Consider the following 17,202-nt stretch of genomic DNA (forward strand, 5'->3'; position numbering starts at 1 on the left):
ATTCTGTCATGAAACTTAACAACCTCCAGATATTAAGAGGGATCTCCGCCTTATTGGTCTGTTGCTTTCATTTCCGTGAAACAATAAATCTGCCCGGGCTGGATCTTGGTAATATTCTCTTTAAAAAAGGGAGTATTGGCGTTCCCGTATTCTTTATTATCAGTGGATTTATCATGGCTTTCACCACTCAAAAAATAAATTTCAGTAAAGATTCTTTTCAGCAGATTACTTTATTTTACAAAAGAAGGATGATCAGAATTGTCCCGCTGTATTATCTTTTGACATTTGCTGCCATGATACCCGGAGGCAGCTTTCTCCTGTATTTTCATGGAGCAGGACTCTATGAGCTTATTCATTCACTACTATTCCTTCCTACCAGGAAAGAATTTCCAGTGCTTTTCTTAGGCTGGTCCTTAAATTTTGAGATGTTCTTTTATCTAATATTCGGACTCTCATTATTTTTTAAAGAAAAAAGATATTATTTCATTGCAGGTTTTTTTATTCTGACTTCAATTTTAGGATATTTTATCCATTTTGAAAACCCGTATTTACGAATGGTAACCCATTCTCTGAACCTTTATTTTGTGGTGGGAATCCTTTTTTCACTTTTACTGAATAGATTTACAATTCCAAAAAACTGGGCAGCATTACTTTCTGTAACAGGAATCGTATTATTTATATTGGTACTGCTTAGCATTATTCCTATAGATAATGATATGATAAAGCTGGCCATTATTTCCCTGTTTGTCTTTTCTTTCTTAACTTTTGATTATGTATTTCGTTTTAAAGGAAACAAGGCATTAATTTTTCTGGGAGACATCTCCTATTCATTATATCTGTCACATCCTTTTGTAGAAATTGTTCTAAAAAGATTTAAAGTTGAAGGCTACCTCAGCATTCCCTTTTTCCTTTTTAAAATTGTCATAGTCATTATAGTGGCATCACTTCTGTATTATTTTGTTGAGAAAAGAGTAACCAATTATTTAAAAATTAAATTAAAAGCATAATCCGATACAAATGAAAATTTCAGTAATTATTCCCGTTTACAATGCAGAAAAATATGTTTCACAGGCTGTAGATTCTGCTCTTCAGTTTGAAGAGGTATATGAAGTGGTCTTGGTAGAGGATAAATCTCCGGACAATGCACTGCAGGTCTGTAAGGAACTTGCTGAAAAACATGATAGGGTAAAACTTTTTCAGCATCCTGATCAGGGCAATCACGGAGCGGGTGCCAGCAGAAATTTAGGACTGGAAAAAGCGGAAGGAGACTTTATTGCTTTCCTGGATGCTGATGATTACTACCTTTCCAACCGGTTTGATGCAGAAAAAGAATTATTTGTCAATAAAGATGTAGATGGAGTGTATGGTGCAATTGGGGTTCACTATTATTCTGAGAAAGCAAAGGAACAATATTACAAGGTCTTTGGTGACCGTCTGACTACGGTTTATAAAAAGCATTCCCCAAAAGATGTATTTCCGGGACAGCTTAATATGAGAGGAACTTTCGGACTTTTCAGCATTGATGCATTGACCATCCGTAAAAGTTCTTTGAGAAACATGGAGTATTTCTTTAAAACTCATTTAAAGCTTCATCAGGACACTGAATTTTTATTCAGACTCTCCTACTATCTGAATTTATATCCGGGAATTCTTGATAAGGCAGTAGCCGTAAGAGGAGTTCATGAGAATAACAGAATTACCAAAATAGATTCCAGAGAAGTTAAGCCAGCCTCCACAAGAGTTGTATTGTGGAAGGAGGTCAACCGTTGGGCAGAGAATGAAAATACTATTCCTGATGATGTTAAGATTCATATCAAAAGAGTCTACAGAAGTTTCCAAATCGCCAATGCTCCGTTTTTGAAAAAATGGGGAATGATTACAAAATATCTTCTTACCGATTATAAAAGTATACGCTCTGGACTTTATAATATTAATTTTAGAAACGATTTATTCTAATTGCAGGACTAAACTAGATATTTAGTTTTAAAAAAACTTTATTTTTATCGTTTAGTAAAATGGATCTTCCTTAAAAGATCCCGCATTGGCTTTTCAATAAACTGATAAAAAACCGCAGAACTGAATAGCATAACAATAATGTAGATCACAAATACAATATCAATGCTGAACGTGTATTCCTGCCATTTTAAAAACTCCCTAACAAGATAAAGAACAGGGATATGAGTAATGTATATTCCGTAACTTATTTCTCCCAGATATTCCATCGGCTTCAATGAAAAAAGCTTGCTGACCCAACCGTTATTAGCAGAAATCAGAAGAATTGCAGGTACAAAAAGTAAAGCCATCAAACCGTTGTGGTAGAAAAGCGGAACAAACATCAGCGATACAAGGATCAATATAAAGACTGCAACCACCTGACGGTCGTAATTTTTCTGCTTATAATTTCTCACGAAAAATATTCCCGCCAGATTTCCGATCAGAAATTCATTAAGATGCCAGAAAGGGAAATAATAAAGAAACTCATGACTTTTCGTGTGTGGTCCTTCATACGCCCCATACATCGGATAAAGGTTTGAAAATACCTGAGTAATCAGCCAGAGTCCAATAGCAAATACCCAGATCATTTTATTTTTCTTCGCGTAAAAATAATTATATAAAAACGGAAAAAGCAGGTAAAAGAAAAACTCTACAGAGATAGACCATCCCGGAAAATTAAGAATCATAGCTTCTCCTGATATCCAGCTCTGAATGCCCAATCCGTATAAAACCAGCTTATACCAATCAAACATTTCATATCTTGTCATAAAATACAGCAGAAGCCCCAGCATATAAAGCGGATAGATCCTGGCAAACCTGTTTTTATAAAACTCAAGATAATCTATCTTATCCTTTTTATGATAAGCAATGATCATGATAAACCCTGAAAGAATAAAGAAATAGCTTACCCCTACATTCGCTCTCAAAAAAAGATTGGAAATGTAATCTATCTTATATAAAAACAGATCTTTATTGAAATGAGAAATGACAATTGCCATTGCGGCAACAAACCTGGTAAATGTAATCTGACTTATCTTCACAGAATCGCAAAATGCTTTACTTTATCAAAACACGGCAGACTCAACGTTGAAGGCTGCTTTTATTTGATATAAAGTATTAATTTTAAGGCACAAAAATAAGATTTATTATTATAATTATGTAAAACAAATTATATTTGTAGGCTACAAATGTGAAAATAAATTTAGGTATGCTTTATGAAATTTTAGCAAAACTTCAACGGAAAAGCCAGATTTCTATCCTCAAAAAACATCCTCATGTTTCTTTCAAGGGGATAAAGCTTGGGATCAGTGATCATTTTATTCTGCATGAAAATGTAAAGAAGGTGACCATTGGTAATGCAGTCAGTTTCAGAAACTATGTACACGTTCTTGTGCAGCAGAATGCCACTTTAGAAATCGGAAACAATTTTTTCATGAATAACTTCTGTTCCATTAACTGTCTGGACAGCATTTCAATAGGTGACAATACGTTATTTGGAGAAAATGTAAAACTGTATGATCATAACCATGCATATCAGACCCATCCGGATTTTAAACTGTCTCACGCTGAATTCACCACAGCTCCCATCAAAATCGGAAGCAATTGCTGGCTCGGAAGTAATGTTACCGTCTTAAAAGGAGTTACCATTGGGGATAACTGTATTATTGGGGCAGGATGTACCATTTACAAAGATGTGCCTTCCAATACCACCGTGATCAATCATCAGGAATTAATCTTTAAGGAACACTAATGAAGTTTTCTATTCTTATAGCCCATTATAATAACGCTCATTTCTTCAAAGACTGTTTTGAAAGCATACTTCAACAGACGTATACAGACTGGGAAGCCATTATTCTTGATGACGCCTCCTCTGAAAGCGGAAAGAAAATGATCCGGGAAATGATTTCAAATGATAAAAGGTTTAGATTTTTTGAAAATGAAAAAAATTCCGGTGTAGGTGTTACGAAAAGTAAACTGATTGAGCTGGCGGAAGGGGAAATCTGCGGATTCCTGGATCCTGATGATGCTATACACCCGACGGCCATTGAAAAATGTATGGAGATCTTTCAGACTAAAAAAAACACAGTCCTTACCTATTCAAGGTTTATGGCCTGTGATCAGAATCTGAAACCTATTTCTCCGTTCAGATCTGCAATGCAGGTCCCGAATGGTGATCCTTATTTTTTTAATTTCCCGATTCAGATTGCTCATTTTGTTACTTTCAGAAAAGCAGTATATGAACAGACTGAAAAAATGAATCCGGATTTAAAAATCGGAGAAGACCAGGATCTGTACCTTAAGATGTATGAAAAAGGGAAAGTTCAGTTCATTAATGACACCAACTATCTGTACAGAACTCATCAGGGAGGAATTTCCCAGAATGACAATAAAAAGAAATCCCATGAGTATTTTGCGCAGGTGATTTTCAATACCATGAAACGCAGAGGGCTTACAACCATCAACGGCCAGAAAATTCCTGATCATTATACAGGGGCAGATGAAATATTTGGCCTGCTGCAATATCAGCATAAGCTTCCTTTCCGTATCAAGAAAAAAATAAAAATTACTTTACAATCAATCTTCGGATAATGGTAGAAAAAAAAATAAAAATTTTGTTCAGACACCGCTCCATGGAAATGGGAGGTGTAGAAAAAGTATTGTTGGGGCTCCTCAACAACCTGAATCCTGACAAATTTGAAATGACAGTATGTCTTACCCTCAACCAGGGTAAGTTGCGTGATGAACTTCCGAAACATATCAGAAAAATATATCTTACTGATGGAAAAGAGGACTTTTCCGACAACGCTCTCTTACAGAAACTTCAGCTTGTCAAGAGAAGGTTAAAACTTCGTAAACTGAAAAACAACCCTTCCATTGCAGACAAACTTATCAATGATACTTTTGATATAGAAATCGGGATGGATTACAGGGATTATGATGCGATTCTTAGTTCTACCCATAAGAATTCAAAAAAAATCGGATGGTTTCACTCTGAAATCAATGTTCCAAAATTTCAACCTTTGGTTCCGGATATTTTAAAGAGTTTTCCGCAGTTTGATCATATGGTGTATTGCTCTCATAAAATAAAGGATATGATGCATCAGTATTATCCGAATCTCAATTATCCCGCTGAGAGTGTTATTATCAATCCTATTCCTATCGAGGAAATAAAACGTAAAGCTGAAGAAAAACTTGACAGTTTCCCTGAAGGACCTGTTTTCGCTTCTATCGGAAGACTTCATTCAAGAAAAGGATATCATAAACTTATTGAAGCCCATACAAGGCTTATCAACGAAGGATTCCATCATAGCATCATCGTCATTGGTGATGGCGACGAAATGAAGAACCTTAAAGCTCAGGTCGCAAAAAATAACGTTGAAAAAACATTTATTTTGGCTGGAAATCAGATGAACCCATATCCGTACATCAAAAAGGCCGATTATTTCATCCTTTCTTCGGAATCTGAAGCATGGCCTTTGGTCATTGCTGAAGCATTAATCCTCCAGAAACCTATTATTGCAACGAATGTAGGTGATGTAGGGCTGATGATCAAAGACCGGGAAACGGGATACCTCATCAGTTATGAGGTGGATGAAATGTATTCGGCAATGAAGACATTCTTTACCGATCCCAGCCTTGTTCTCCATATCAGAGAAAATCTTAAAAATATTGAAAGTCAGTTTGACAATAAGAAAATATTTGACAGCGTAGAAAATATTATTGAAACGCTGTACAAAAAATAAATTACTGTGCGGAATATCCTCCGTCGACTACAAGATTAGTTCCTGTAACCCATCTTGAGGCATCAGACAATAGAAAAATACAAGCATTCGCTACATCTTTAGGATCACCTATTCCCAGCGGATGCTTTTTTATGATTTCTGATGAAGCTTCTTCACCAATATCTTCAAACATTTTTTCCAGAATCGGGGTATTTACCATTGCAGGGCTTATGCTGTTGACACGGATTTTACTTCTGGAAAGTTCCATAGCCAACGAACGGGCTCCTGAAATCACAGCTCCTTTACTTGCAGAATAAGCAGCCTTTCCAGCCTCTCCTACCATTCCGGCAACGGAAGAAATAAATACAAAACTGGAGGTTTCGTCTTTATATTTTTTTAGAGATAAAATTTTAGCAATTTCAAGACCGGCGATAACATTTATTGAAAATATATCCTGATACAACTGAGGATTGTGCTTTTTTAATGGTAATGTTTTTTCGATACCGGCACAGTGTATAAATCCTGAAATCTTACCTAAAACTGAAACTTTATCAGCAATGATTGCTTCAAGATTGTCAGATTGGGTAATATCTTCAGCAATGATCTCAACTTTGGTTTCAGGATTCAGCAGAGAAACGGTTTTCATCAGTTCTTCCTGGTTTCTTCCCACGAGAATCAGATCTGCACCGCTTTGGCTGCATTCTACAGAACAACTTCTCCCGATCCCGGAAGAAGCGCCTGTAATGAGAATAATTTTATTTTTTAATGAGAAAGCAACCATTAATCTTCAAAATTTTCTTTTCCTATAACATTCATCAGATCTGAAACAGTTTCGATATCTTTAAAGTGCTTGGTATCAATTTTTTTGCTGAAATTTTCGTCTACAAACGCAATAACAGAAAGCAAACTGATAGAGTCATAGCTTTCCAAAGATTTTAAATTCGTTTCAGTGGTCAATGTTTCATCTTCCTCCAATTCTTCTTGTAGTTTTTCTAAAAAAACGGATGTTTTCATATTTTATAATTTTAAATGTTTGTTATCTTAAATTTCCATAATAGTGGCACCCCATGAATATCCTACCCCAAAGCCTGCCATTAAAACCTTATCTCCTTCCTTCAGCATTCCCTTATCCATCATGTTTTTAAGAGCAATAGGAATGGTTGCAGAAACAGTGTTCCCGGTATTTTCCATATCAATATAGAACTTTTCAGCCGGTATTTTTGTTTTCTTTCTTAAATAATTCAGCATAAAAGAATTGGCCTGGTGAAAAACAAAATGGTCAATATCATCCATCGTCATTCCGTTTACTTCAAGGGTTTCCTTTACCAATCCCGGGATATTTTCAATCGTAAAATTAAAAATCTCAGGACCATTCATATAAATATTTTCAGGACTGAATTCATGCTCGGGATTCAGTTCAAAGTCTTTTTTGAAAGCCCCTTTCTTCACGATAAGGTTTTCGGCACCGCTTCCGTCTGTTCCCAGACAGAATTGGTAGTCATTACCCTCTGCCTTTTCAACAATTGCTGAAGCTGAAGCATCCCCGAATATGCTTCGGTTTCCTTTATCATCGGGATGAATATGTTTAGTGTACGTTTCTGAAGTAACCAAAAGAATACTCTTTGCAATTCCTGCAGCAATCAATCCTTTCGCAAAAGCCAGTCCATATACAAATCCTGAACAGCCAAGATTAAAATCTATAGCTCCGATATTTTTTCTAAGTCTCAGTCTGTCCTGCAAAATACAGGCCGTTGTAGGCAGAAAATACTCCGGACTTTGGGTACAGAACAAAATAAAATCTACTTTATCCCGGTCATAGTTTTCGAAAATTTTTTCTGAAGATTGTACCGCCATATCCAGCACCGTTTCGTTGTCTGAAGAAATATGACGTTGGGAAATACCTACTTTCTCCTTGATGCGTTCTGAACTCCATTCGGGGAACAATTTTTCAAGACCCTCGTTAGTTAACACCTGCTGAGGCAGATAATATTCTATTTTTGAAATTTTCATCATATTAATAAATTCTCTTTCTTTGCAAAAGTAACGAAAACAACTTTACACTTGTGATGATTTTTATATTCAGAATCCTATTAAAAATAGACGCTCTCTATCAATCTTTTTTGAATAGAGGCAGTCTTGAAGTGGCTAAATATAGAGGTATGAAGGTAGGAAAAAACTTCAATATGCCTGATAAAGTGTATTTTGGAACTGAACCTTACCTTATTGAGATTGGTGACAATGTGAATATTGCCGGAGACGTAAGATTTGTAAATCACGGCGGAACCACTACTCTATTGAGAAGACTTCCCGGATATGAAGATGCCAGAATTCTTGGAAGAATAAAGATTGGAAACAACTGTACAATTGGTCTCAATGCTGTAATTATGCAGGATGTACAGATTGGTAACAACTGTATTCTGGGGGCCAACTCTGTGCTGTCACAATCTATGCCTGATAATACGGTTTTTATCGGGAATCCAGCGCAATTTCTCTGCACCATTGAAGATTATGGTGATATTGTTCTTAAAAACAACCCGGAATATCCCCGCGAACTGGAGAAAGACAGGAAAAAACTGGATGCCTATATCAAAGAAAATCTTCCTCACAAGTATAAAAAAGCAAGAAAAATTAAATAAATTTAATCTTGTAAAATCATAAAAGAAACAAATTGAAAAAGAAAAAACTCCTCATTCGTATAGGTTCATTACGTCATGGCGGTGCAGAAAAAGTATTAATCAACTTTTTGAAAAATCTCCCTTCCGATAAATATGAAGTAGACCTTCTGGTCAACCTTTATTCGGGATTATACATTAAAGAGGTTCCGTCATGGGTAACTTTATACTATCTGACAAAAGGGGAAATGATAACAACTAACAGGCCTCAGGATATTCCTGTGAAAGCCTACAGGGTTCTTTATCAGAAAATGTTTCTTTGGTTTCCTTCTCTACTTTATAAATTTGTTTTAAAAAATAAAAAATACGATGTAGAGATTGCCGCCATCCATGCTATGCACCAGGAAATACTGTCCAGCCCTCAAAAAGATTCTAAAAAGATTATCTGGGTGCAGAATGACATTTTCAATTTGAAAGAATACACTCCGGAAGTCATCAGACAGTTTTTCAAGTTTGACAGAATCCTTGTGATTTCCAACAAACTGCAGGAAGGAATGCATAATCTCGCCAAAAATGAGGCGGAAAAGGCTTCTGTGATCAAGATTTTTAATCCAATTGATAAGAATGATACCTTAAGAAAGGCAGATATTGAGATCAATGATTATCCTTTCAACAGTGATCTTCCTACTTTTGTAACGGTAGGAACTGTATATCCACAAAAAGGCTACGACAGATTATTGAATGTTCATAAAAAACTGATTGATGAAGGGTTAAAGCATCAGCTTTTGATCATTGGTGATGGTTATGATTTTGAGAAAACTCAGGATCAGCTCAATACACTAGGGCTTCAGGATACTGCAAAAATGCTGGGCTTCAGCAGTAATCCATATCCGTATATGAAAAAAGCGGATTTCTATATAATGTCATCAAGGCATGAGGGATTCCCTACCATCATAGCGGAAGCACTTATTCTCAACAAACCTATTTCTGCAACGGATATTTCCGGCATCAGAGATCTCCTGCAAAACGGAAAACTGGGCAATATTACTGCAAATTCCGAAGAGGGAATATATGAGGGAATGAAAAAGTTTCTTACTGATAAAAATGTAACTGAAGAATACAAAAAACAGATCTCAGTAACCGAGCTGCCGTTTGTGCTTGAAAAATCTGTGGAACATCTTCAGAAAATAATTGATGAAGTATAAAAACATTGACAATGGCTGATTATTCTATCATTCAAAAAGACTTTTACCGGGAAAGCGGAAAGTGGCTTTCAACCTTTCAGATCTGGAAAAAATGTATTAATCCCAATCTTCATTTTGTTTACATTTTGAGAAAGGCTCAGAAGTATCAGAAGAATCCTCTTTTGAATACGTTCTGGAGAATTGTATTAAGACATTATCAAATCAAATACGGATTTCAGATTTATCCTGAAACCCAGATTGGCGAAGGATTTTATCTGGGTCATTGGGGAAGTCTTGTCATCAATCCGAAAACAGTCATTGGTAAAAACTGTAATATTGCACAGGGAGTTACCATTGGCCAGCAAAACCGTGGAAAAAATGAAGGTTCCCCAATCATTGGTGATGAAGTCTGGATAGGCACCAATGCCGTTATTGTAGGGGCAATCACTATTGGAAATAATGTTTTGATTGTTCCAAACTCTTATGTCAACTTTGATGTTCCCCCTAATTCTGTTGTTATAGGAAACCCGGCAAAAATCATCCCTACTCCCAATGCAACAATGGATTATATCAACCGTAAAGTGTAGTAATTCCAGCACTTATAGTAAAAGTTCTACTTGCATTTATCGGTAATTTCGTGTACATTTGTAAAAAAGGCATTGTTTGGTTATGAAATAACGATACAATCAATCGGTTTTATAAACAATAGTAAGTTTTATGATCCGGATGGCCTCAATCCATCAATGTCACTTGTTCTGATAAAAATCGCTTAATATTAAAAACACAACCCAGGCTTAATTAATTTAAAAAATAATTTTTGATGAAAGAAATACATCCGCATTTTCCCCATTCCCTATCTGCACTATCAGCTCTATAGTTACATTTTCTACCATCATTGAAAATCTAAGCGGACAGAAATAACTCTCCGCCATGCAACTGTAACAATTATCTTTCAAAAGTTTCTTTTTGAGTTGATACAATATCTGTAACACCTAAGAATTATTATCTGACATTAATTCTTCTCATGCCATACATGATTCTGATATTCAGCAGACTCTTACCCGAAAGACTCTTAAGAAAGATTATTAAAAAATGATCTTAACAGCCCTGAAAATATATATACAACCATGCTCAAAAAAATAATTCCGATTTTTCTTATTTTAATCTATCTCACAGGTTTTCTTCTTTCCTTCCCTTATATCTTTGATAATCTATTCGGGGCAGAAAAGCTGGAAAGCATCCGGAATATTTTTGAATATGGAATTATGTTTTGTTCTTTCCTTGTATTCTGTGCACTTCTTTTTAAGAATAAATATACCACTGCCATCGCTGTCATTCTATGCATATTATTAAGTATCAACTTTCTGATATCCGTATCCTGTTTTTTCATTTACCATTCAGGGTTTAATGTGGGAATGGCTATCAGTATTCTGGAATCTAACGTGAATGAGGCTATGAGTATGTCTTATATGTTTATTCTGCCGGGAATTTTATTTTTTATCTTTCTGGGATTGTTACTTTACTCTGTCAATTACCTGAAAAAAAATGTAGTTACATTCAATATCAAGTTCATCATTATTGCTTTATTATGGCTTCTTATGCCGTTTACTTTTTATCTTAAACACAGATATGTAAGCAATAAAGGAGGTGGAAAAATGATCAAAAGTGTGTATTATCATTATTCTGATTTCAACACAGCATTGAAAATTCAGGAAGATATTAATGAAATCAAAAAAAACGTTCCCGTTTTCAACATCAAGAAAATACAGCCGGGAATAGAAAATGTAATTCTGATCATCGGAGAGTCTGAAAGAAAGCAAAATATGTCACTGTATGGCTATTCTAAAAAGACAACTCCTTATACGGATCAGCAGGCTGAGAACATGATGATCTTTGACAATGCCGTTTCTCCTGCAGGAATTACCAATCTGAGTGTTCCTTTAATGTTGTCCAGCATTCATCCTGATGAATTCAGATATCGTTATGACAAACTATCATACAATATTATCAATCTGGCCAATCAAACCGGATACAATTCTTTCTGGCTCAGCACACAGGCGAGCGCAAGAGGGATAACAGCCATCGCTTCGATGTCTAAAAATAAAAAATGGGTAAACGGTTATGACGAAGTAATTGTTCCGGAATTGGAGAAGGTTATTCAGAAGAAAGAGGATAAATTTGTGGTTCTTCACATCATGGGAAGCCACCCCAATCCATGCAACAGACTTCCTCCCAACTGGAACTCCGAGGATCTAAACTGCTATGACAGCTCCATAAAATACACTGATTATGTATTCAATAATATTTTCCGCACGCTGAAAAACACCAATTCCGTAGTCATCTATGCATCAGATCATGGACTTAAAATACAGGGAGACAAATTACTGCATGTAGACTCTAAAGAATCTACCCAGGTTCCATTCTTTGTGTGGTATGGAGATAAAGTTCCTGCAGCGTATAGAATTACCGGACATGAAACCAAGCAGACCCAAACGACCTATATTTATCCTCTGATTATGAAATATATGGGTCTTGAGGTTCCTCAGCATTATAAAAATGAAGGCAATAAATATTTAAATTTAGAGATGAAGAGTATGGAATATAGACAGCTGCCGGAGTAAAATATAATCTCTACTGAGAAAGAAAAACTATATCACAGTCATTCTTTTATTGATAAAATAAGCAATCAATAGATTAGGGACCCAGCATAACCATGCAACGGCAATATAAGAGTTCTCAGGATCTCCGGTAATATTGGTTAACAAAGGATACCACAATCTCAGTGCCACCGCAGCAAAAGTACAAGCGTAGCTATAAATCATGAGCTGTTGATGCATCACAACACTTCCTTTTCTTATCTGCCCAACTGCAGCAAGAGTTGTCATGAGCCAGGTACATCCTAAACTGATAAATCCTATTGTGGAAATGAGTCCACCATTAGCGTAAAAACTCATATAAATAGCAGAAACAGAACTTATGATCACTGCAATTACGTAGAAACCTCCAATTTTCCTATGAATTTTGAGGTATTTGTTCCGGAATGAACTGCCAAACTGCCGCCAACCGATAAAAAGCGCCAGCCCTCCGAAAATAATATGGGCAAAAAAGGCTGTTTTCCAGATGATATTATGAAGTATTTCAGGAGATTTAGATCCTAAAAAGGTATGTTTATGCTCCACAAAAGCATAAATAAGAGGATAAGCACCAATAAGCAATGCTAACACACACATGATTACAAATAATAATTTTCTCATAAAGATCTGATTCAATTTTTCTGTAAAAATGAGGAATATAAATGCTTCATCTGTTCCAAAATGAAAGGTGGAACAAATTCACTAACTACTATAAAACAACAACTTACGTTTAAAAAAATCAACTAACGGGTTATTCCATAGTAATGCTCTGACTTTTTAGAAATTCTCTAGGTGAGCAGTCCATGTATTTCTTAAAATTCCGGTTAAATGACGTTTTTGAATTAAACCCACTCTCAAATGCCAATGAAAGAAACGTAAACTTTCCATTTTCAGGTAATACTGCTATCCTTTTAAATTCTTCAATCCGCTGACGGTTGATATAATCGTAAAAGTTTTTGTTTTCAACAAAATTGATGGTTTGGGAAAGTATATTGGGATGAACATCCAAAAGCTTTGCAACATAGTTCAGGTTCAATTCGGGATCTTTATACAGCTTTTCCTTTTCCATCTGAATGACCAGCTTATTATAAATCTCCTGTATTGCTTCTTCTCCGGCAAAGGTTTTCTCATATTTTGGAATTTCAGAATGATTTTCAACCGGAATATTTTCCATCGTCTTCTCCATCTTTATTGCTGAATAATCCAGAATTCCAACTCCGCTGATTCCGAAATAAGCGGCAACCAGGATAAACAAAACTACCATAGAAAAAATAAGAATATTATTTCTTATAATAACAGCCACCCATATCAGTGCTATACCGATAATAAGATAATACACCCAATTCAGATTGATTTTCTCAGTATTTGAATATTGGTCAGAGATTTCTTTCTTGTATTTTCTGACAGCAAGAAGACTTAGTCCTACATATAGAATTCCGGAGATAATCATAAGAATTTTGATCACCTGGCTCAATGTTTCATATCCTTTACCTTTATTCTGATAAACAGCTAATCTATCCTGAGGAGAAAGCATCAAAAACTGAAACAAAGCGATATAAATGAACAGAACCGGGATCCAATGCAGCAGCCAAATCTTTTTGCCGGAATTTTGGTTGGTGACACACAAAATATATACATACAGCATCGGCCCATGCATGAAAGGAAAAGGAATCTCGAAACCAATGAGAGCCGGAAAATGCAAATAACCTTCTGCGCGAAACAAAACAAAAAAAATGAGATGCACCCCTATGATCATAAACCATATCGCCAGCACATAATCTGCCGTCACTTTTTTGGATTTACCCAATATCAGAAAAGATGAAAAAAAGGCAATAAAAATTCCTGCCCAGTAAAATAGTGGTGATAAGGATTGCAGACCAAAATCAGACATCAGATTGATAGATTAATAAGGGTGTTAAATTATTCATTTTTTGAGATATATAACAGCTTTTTTAATAGCCCTTCCAAAACAGTTCGATTATCTGACAATAAATTAAGAATATTTTAATTCACAAATCTTGAATTTTAATTTATACTTCGTAATTTTATCGTGGTTTTTGAGCGTTTGGATTACCCTATATAGAGCCTAATGGCTGCAAAGCAAAGTATATCGGAATATGGGATATGATTTTAAGCATATTTTAATATTAAACTTTGTTAAAAGTGATTGATTTTTTAACAAAAAGTATATTTTTGTACAATTATTGATTTAGTCTATTGATTTTGGAAATAATTTAAACGAAATAAATAATTATAAGCTTTTAAAAATTTAAAATTATGTCACAATCGTACGAGGTTATTTTTGAAAACAATAAAAAATGGGTAGAATCCAAAGTAGCTGAAGACCCGAATTTCTTCAAAGAACTTGCAAAAACTCAGCATCCTGAATTCCTTTATATCGGATGTTCAGACAGCAGAGCCACAGCAGAAGAATTGATGGGAGCAAAGCCGGGCGAAGTTTTTGTTCACAGAAACATTGCCAATGTTGTCAATACTTTAGATATGAGTTCCACAGCGGTTATTCAATATGCTGTAGAACATCTGAAAGTGAAACACATTATTGTATGTGGACATTACAACTGTGGTGGTGTAAAAGCAGCGATGACTCCTCAGGATCTGGGATTATTGAATCCCTGGCTGAGAAACATTCGTGATGTTTACAGATTACATCAGGCAGAGCTGGATTCTATTGAAGACGAAAACAAGCGTTATGACAGACTTGTAGAACTTAATGTTCAGGAGCAGTGCATCAACGTAATCAAAATGGCCTGCGTACAGGAAAGGTATATTTTAGAAGAACAACCTATTGTACACGGCTGGGTATTTGACCTTAGAACAGGTAAGATCATTGATCTGGAAATTGATTTTGAGAAAACCTTAAAAGACATCCAAAAGATCTACAACCTTACAGGTTCAGATTGGGTAATGAGCAGAAAGACCAAGTAGTTTTTCTAAAAAGAATGTAAAATGAAATTCTGGAGTATTATTGTATTAACGTTTTTTCTGAATTTTACAGCGCTGCCAGGCATTGCTGCGGTAGCGGGCTGGGATATTGCAAGAACGAATATAATAATCAACGAAGAAGAACCACATTCTCACCCATCCTCATTCATTGTTTACGAAAAGACTATTCCGAAACCTTTGGACGTTTTCGACTACCTGAAGTTTTCCGAGCCTGATTTTCAGGGCGTGTCTTTTGTACTGATAGATGATTCTTTTCATCTTTCACCTTTACTTACTATATTTTCTCCCCCTCCGGAAGCGTAACTCCTATCATTAGATTTTTTTGATACTATTTCCATATCATTTTTGATATCGGATACACACGTACTTTAAAAATTATTTTTTTTCTCAACTTTTTATAATTGACTTATTTACAATGAAATAAGCCGGTTATACTTTACAGCTTCACATTATGAAAAAGACATCATTAATAGGAGGAATCAAGGAGAATTTTCCTTCAGGACTCGTGGTATTTTTAGTAGCACTTCCGTTGTGTTTAGGAATTGCTTTAGCATCAGGTGCTCCCCCATTATCAGGTATTATTTCCGGTATTATAGGCGGCCTGGTAGTAGGAACACTCAGTAATTCTAATATTTCAGTTTCCGGACCTGCAGCGGGTTTAACGGCAATTGTTTTAACCGCTATAACAGATCTTGGCGCATTTGAACTTTTCCTTTGTGCGGGGATTATTGCAGGACTTATTCAATTGATTTTAGGGTTTGTAAGAGCGGGAAGTATCTCCAACTATTTCCCGAACAATGTGATTGAAGGAATGCTTGCTGCTATAGGAATCATTATTATTTTAAAACAGATTCCGCATGCTCTAGGATTCGATAAAGACTATGAAGGTCATGAATCTATTTTTGACAATGGTTTAAACTTCGGATATTTTACAGAATTATTTGGGGCTATTCATCCTGGAGCTATCGTGATTACTTTAGTTTCAGTGGCAGTTCTTATTGCATGGGATAAAATCCATGTTCTGAAGAGGCTGAAAATGCTTCCCGGAGCTTTGGTTGCGGTAATTGTAAGTATTCTTTTGAATCAGCTCTTTAAGATGTCCGGAAGCTCTCTGGCTATCGAAACCCAGCATCTGGTTTCTTTACCTGTTCCCAAGTCTTTTGATGATTTCAAGAACCTGATTACCACTCCTGACTTTAATGGTTTCACAAATCCTAAAGTATGGATCGTAGGAGCAACAATTGCTATTGTGGCCTCTATTGAAACGTTACTTTGTATAGAAGCATCAGACCGATTAGACAGACAGAGAAGAATTACGGATACCAATCTTGAGCTTAAGGCTCAGGGAATCGGAAACCTTATCAGCTCATTTATTGGAGGTCTTCCAATGACATCTGTTGTGGTAAGAAGTTCTGCTAATGCTAACGCCGGCGCAACTTCTAAAGCTTCAGCTATTATTCACGGGATATTCTTATTGATCTGTGTACTTTCTATTCCTGTTATTCTCAACTTAATCCCATTAGCTACTTTGGCAGCGGTATTAATTTTAGTGGGATATAAATTGGCAAAGCCAGCTACGTTCAAGCATTTCTGGCATTTAGGAAAATTCCAGTTTATTCCGTTTGTAGCAACAGTGGTAGCTGTTGTGGCAACAGATTTATTAAAAGGAGTAGGAATTGGTCTTACCATCTCAGTTTTCTATATTCTTCAGGGGAATATGAAAAGAGCTTATTACTTAAGCAGAGAAAGGCTGGATGATGCAGATGGAATCAATATAAAACTAGCTGAAGAAGTATCATTTTTAAATAAGGCAGCTATCAAAAAAACACTTAAAAATATAAAACCAAGCTCAACGGTTATCATTGATGCAAGAAGCACTTCATACATCGCCACAGATGTACTGGAAATGATTCAGGATTTTGCCAATATCCGCGCAAAAGAACAGGACATCAACGTAGAACTTCTAGGCTTTAAAACTTCATACAGAGATTACGAAAGAAGTGAGGATTCCCATATTTTGGTTACTCACAAAAGAGCCATGTAATCTCCATTTACAATTAATTTTTTTTTAACTTTAAATTCGAAAACAATA

Annotated in this window: 18 protein-coding genes; 12 read left to right on the plus strand and 6 right to left on the minus strand. The window is 35.7% G+C overall.

Annotation, left to right across the window (positions count from 1 at the left end):
- Nucleotides 1-8 precede the first annotated feature (8 nt).
- Both AC57AW_RS04685 and AC57AW_RS04690 read left to right on the plus strand, forming a co-directional pair.
- Entirely contained in the window at nucleotides 9-1,007 is a 999-nt protein-coding gene (locus AC57AW_RS04685; protein WP_496350990.1) for an acyltransferase family protein, read from the plus strand.
- A 10-nt stretch (nucleotides 1,008-1,017) separates the two neighbouring features.
- Complete coding sequence (locus AC57AW_RS04690; protein WP_496350991.1) at nucleotides 1,018-1,956, plus strand: glycosyltransferase family 2 protein; 939 nt, start codon at nucleotides 1,018-1,020, stop codon at nucleotides 1,954-1,956.
- A gap of 44 nt (nucleotides 1,957-2,000) precedes the next feature.
- On the opposite strand, the gene AC57AW_RS04695 is transcribed toward AC57AW_RS04690, so the two are convergent.
- Nucleotides 2,001-3,035 carry an acyltransferase family protein gene (locus AC57AW_RS04695; RefSeq protein ID WP_496350992.1) on the minus strand — a complete coding sequence of 345 codons (1,035 nt, stop codon included), beginning with the start codon at nucleotides 3,033-3,035 and terminating at the stop codon, nucleotides 2,001-2,003.
- A gap of 167 nt (nucleotides 3,036-3,202) precedes the next feature.
- On the opposite strand from AC57AW_RS04695, the gene AC57AW_RS04700 reads away from it, so the two are divergent.
- From AC57AW_RS04700 to AC57AW_RS04710, 3 genes are read left to right on the plus strand one after another with little or no spacing between them, the layout of a single operon-like run.
- Nucleotides 3,203-3,745 (plus strand): acyltransferase, encoded by a 543-nt coding sequence (locus AC57AW_RS04700; protein WP_496350993.1) that lies wholly within the window; start codon nucleotides 3,203-3,205, stop codon nucleotides 3,743-3,745.
- Nucleotides 3,745-4,584, plus strand: a complete 840-nt coding sequence (locus AC57AW_RS04705) for a glycosyltransferase family 2 protein (RefSeq protein WP_496350994.1) — start codon at nucleotides 3,745-3,747, stop codon at nucleotides 4,582-4,584. Before AC57AW_RS04700 ends, AC57AW_RS04705 begins: the two co-directional genes overlap by 1 nt.
- Entirely contained in the window at nucleotides 4,584-5,738 is a 1,155-nt protein-coding gene (locus AC57AW_RS04710) for a glycosyltransferase (RefSeq protein WP_318847330.1), read from the plus strand. Before AC57AW_RS04705 ends, AC57AW_RS04710 begins: the two co-directional genes overlap by 1 nt.
- Nucleotide 5,739: 1 nt before the next feature.
- Here the strand turns inward: AC57AW_RS04710 and AC57AW_RS04715 are convergent, their stop codons facing one another.
- From AC57AW_RS04715 to AC57AW_RS04725, 3 genes are read right to left on the minus strand one after another with little or no spacing between them, the layout of a single operon-like run.
- The gene (locus AC57AW_RS04715; protein ID WP_318847331.1) at nucleotides 5,740-6,498 is read right to left on the minus strand and encodes an SDR family NAD(P)-dependent oxidoreductase; all 759 of its coding nucleotides are present in this window, start codon (nucleotides 6,496-6,498) and stop codon (nucleotides 5,740-5,742) included.
- Nucleotides 6,498-6,731 carry a phosphopantetheine-binding protein gene (locus AC57AW_RS04720; RefSeq protein ID WP_047380387.1) on the minus strand — a complete coding sequence of 78 codons (234 nt, stop codon included), beginning with the start codon at nucleotides 6,729-6,731 and terminating at the stop codon, nucleotides 6,498-6,500. Before AC57AW_RS04720 ends, AC57AW_RS04715 begins: the two co-directional genes overlap by 1 nt.
- Before the next feature lie 27 nt (nucleotides 6,732-6,758).
- Nucleotides 6,759-7,730 carry a 3-oxoacyl-ACP synthase III family protein gene (locus AC57AW_RS04725; protein WP_496350995.1) on the minus strand — a complete coding sequence of 324 codons (972 nt, stop codon included), beginning with the start codon at nucleotides 7,728-7,730 and terminating at the stop codon, nucleotides 6,759-6,761.
- A gap of 146 nt (nucleotides 7,731-7,876) precedes the next feature.
- Between AC57AW_RS04725 and AC57AW_RS04730 the strand changes: the two genes are divergently transcribed.
- The 4 genes from AC57AW_RS04730 (at nucleotide 7,877) to AC57AW_RS04745 (ending at nucleotide 12,134) form a co-directional block, all read left to right on the plus strand.
- On the plus strand, nucleotides 7,877-8,353 hold the full coding sequence (locus AC57AW_RS04730) for an acyltransferase (protein WP_228408609.1): 477 nt from the start codon (nucleotides 7,877-7,879) through the stop codon (nucleotides 8,351-8,353).
- A gap of 32 nt (nucleotides 8,354-8,385) precedes the next feature.
- Nucleotides 8,386-9,534: a glycosyltransferase gene (locus AC57AW_RS04735; protein ID WP_496350996.1), complete on the plus strand. Its 1,149-nt coding sequence runs from the start codon at nucleotides 8,386-8,388 to the stop codon at nucleotides 9,532-9,534.
- 11 nt (nucleotides 9,535-9,545) lie between these two features.
- A complete protein-coding gene (locus AC57AW_RS04740) occupies nucleotides 9,546-10,100 on the plus strand; it encodes a serine O-acetyltransferase (RefSeq protein WP_496350997.1) in 555 nt (184 codons plus the stop codon).
- Between the two features lie 540 nt (nucleotides 10,101-10,640).
- Entirely contained in the window at nucleotides 10,641-12,134 is a 1,494-nt protein-coding gene (locus tag AC57AW_RS04745; protein WP_496350998.1) for a phosphoethanolamine transferase, read from the plus strand.
- 27 nt (nucleotides 12,135-12,161) lie between these two features.
- Here the strand turns inward: AC57AW_RS04745 and AC57AW_RS04750 are convergent, their stop codons facing one another.
- Entirely contained in the window at nucleotides 12,162-12,767 is a 606-nt protein-coding gene (locus tag AC57AW_RS04750; protein WP_496350999.1) for a DUF2306 domain-containing protein, read from the minus strand.
- A 130-nt stretch (nucleotides 12,768-12,897) separates the two neighbouring features.
- Nucleotides 12,898-14,037 (minus strand): helix-turn-helix domain-containing protein, encoded by a 1,140-nt coding sequence (locus AC57AW_RS04755; RefSeq protein WP_496351000.1) that lies wholly within the window; start codon nucleotides 14,035-14,037, stop codon nucleotides 12,898-12,900.
- A gap of 386 nt (nucleotides 14,038-14,423) precedes the next feature.
- Between AC57AW_RS04755 and AC57AW_RS04760 the strand changes: the two genes are divergently transcribed.
- The 3 genes from AC57AW_RS04760 (at nucleotide 14,424) to AC57AW_RS04770 (ending at nucleotide 17,154) form a co-directional block, all read left to right on the plus strand.
- Nucleotides 14,424-15,092 (plus strand): carbonic anhydrase, encoded by a 669-nt coding sequence (locus AC57AW_RS04760; protein ID WP_496351001.1) that lies wholly within the window; start codon nucleotides 14,424-14,426, stop codon nucleotides 15,090-15,092.
- 21 nt (nucleotides 15,093-15,113) lie between these two features.
- Nucleotides 15,114-15,413 (plus strand): hypothetical protein, encoded by a 300-nt coding sequence (locus AC57AW_RS04765; protein WP_047380370.1) that lies wholly within the window; start codon nucleotides 15,114-15,116, stop codon nucleotides 15,411-15,413.
- A 148-nt stretch (nucleotides 15,414-15,561) separates the two neighbouring features.
- On the plus strand, nucleotides 15,562-17,154 hold the full coding sequence (locus AC57AW_RS04770) for a SulP family inorganic anion transporter (protein WP_318847339.1): 1,593 nt from the start codon (nucleotides 15,562-15,564) through the stop codon (nucleotides 17,152-17,154).
- Nucleotides 17,155-17,202 lie beyond the last annotated feature (48 nt).

Source organism: Chryseobacterium sp. BGA-UO-ETr-SB22 (genome assembly GCF_059567885.1).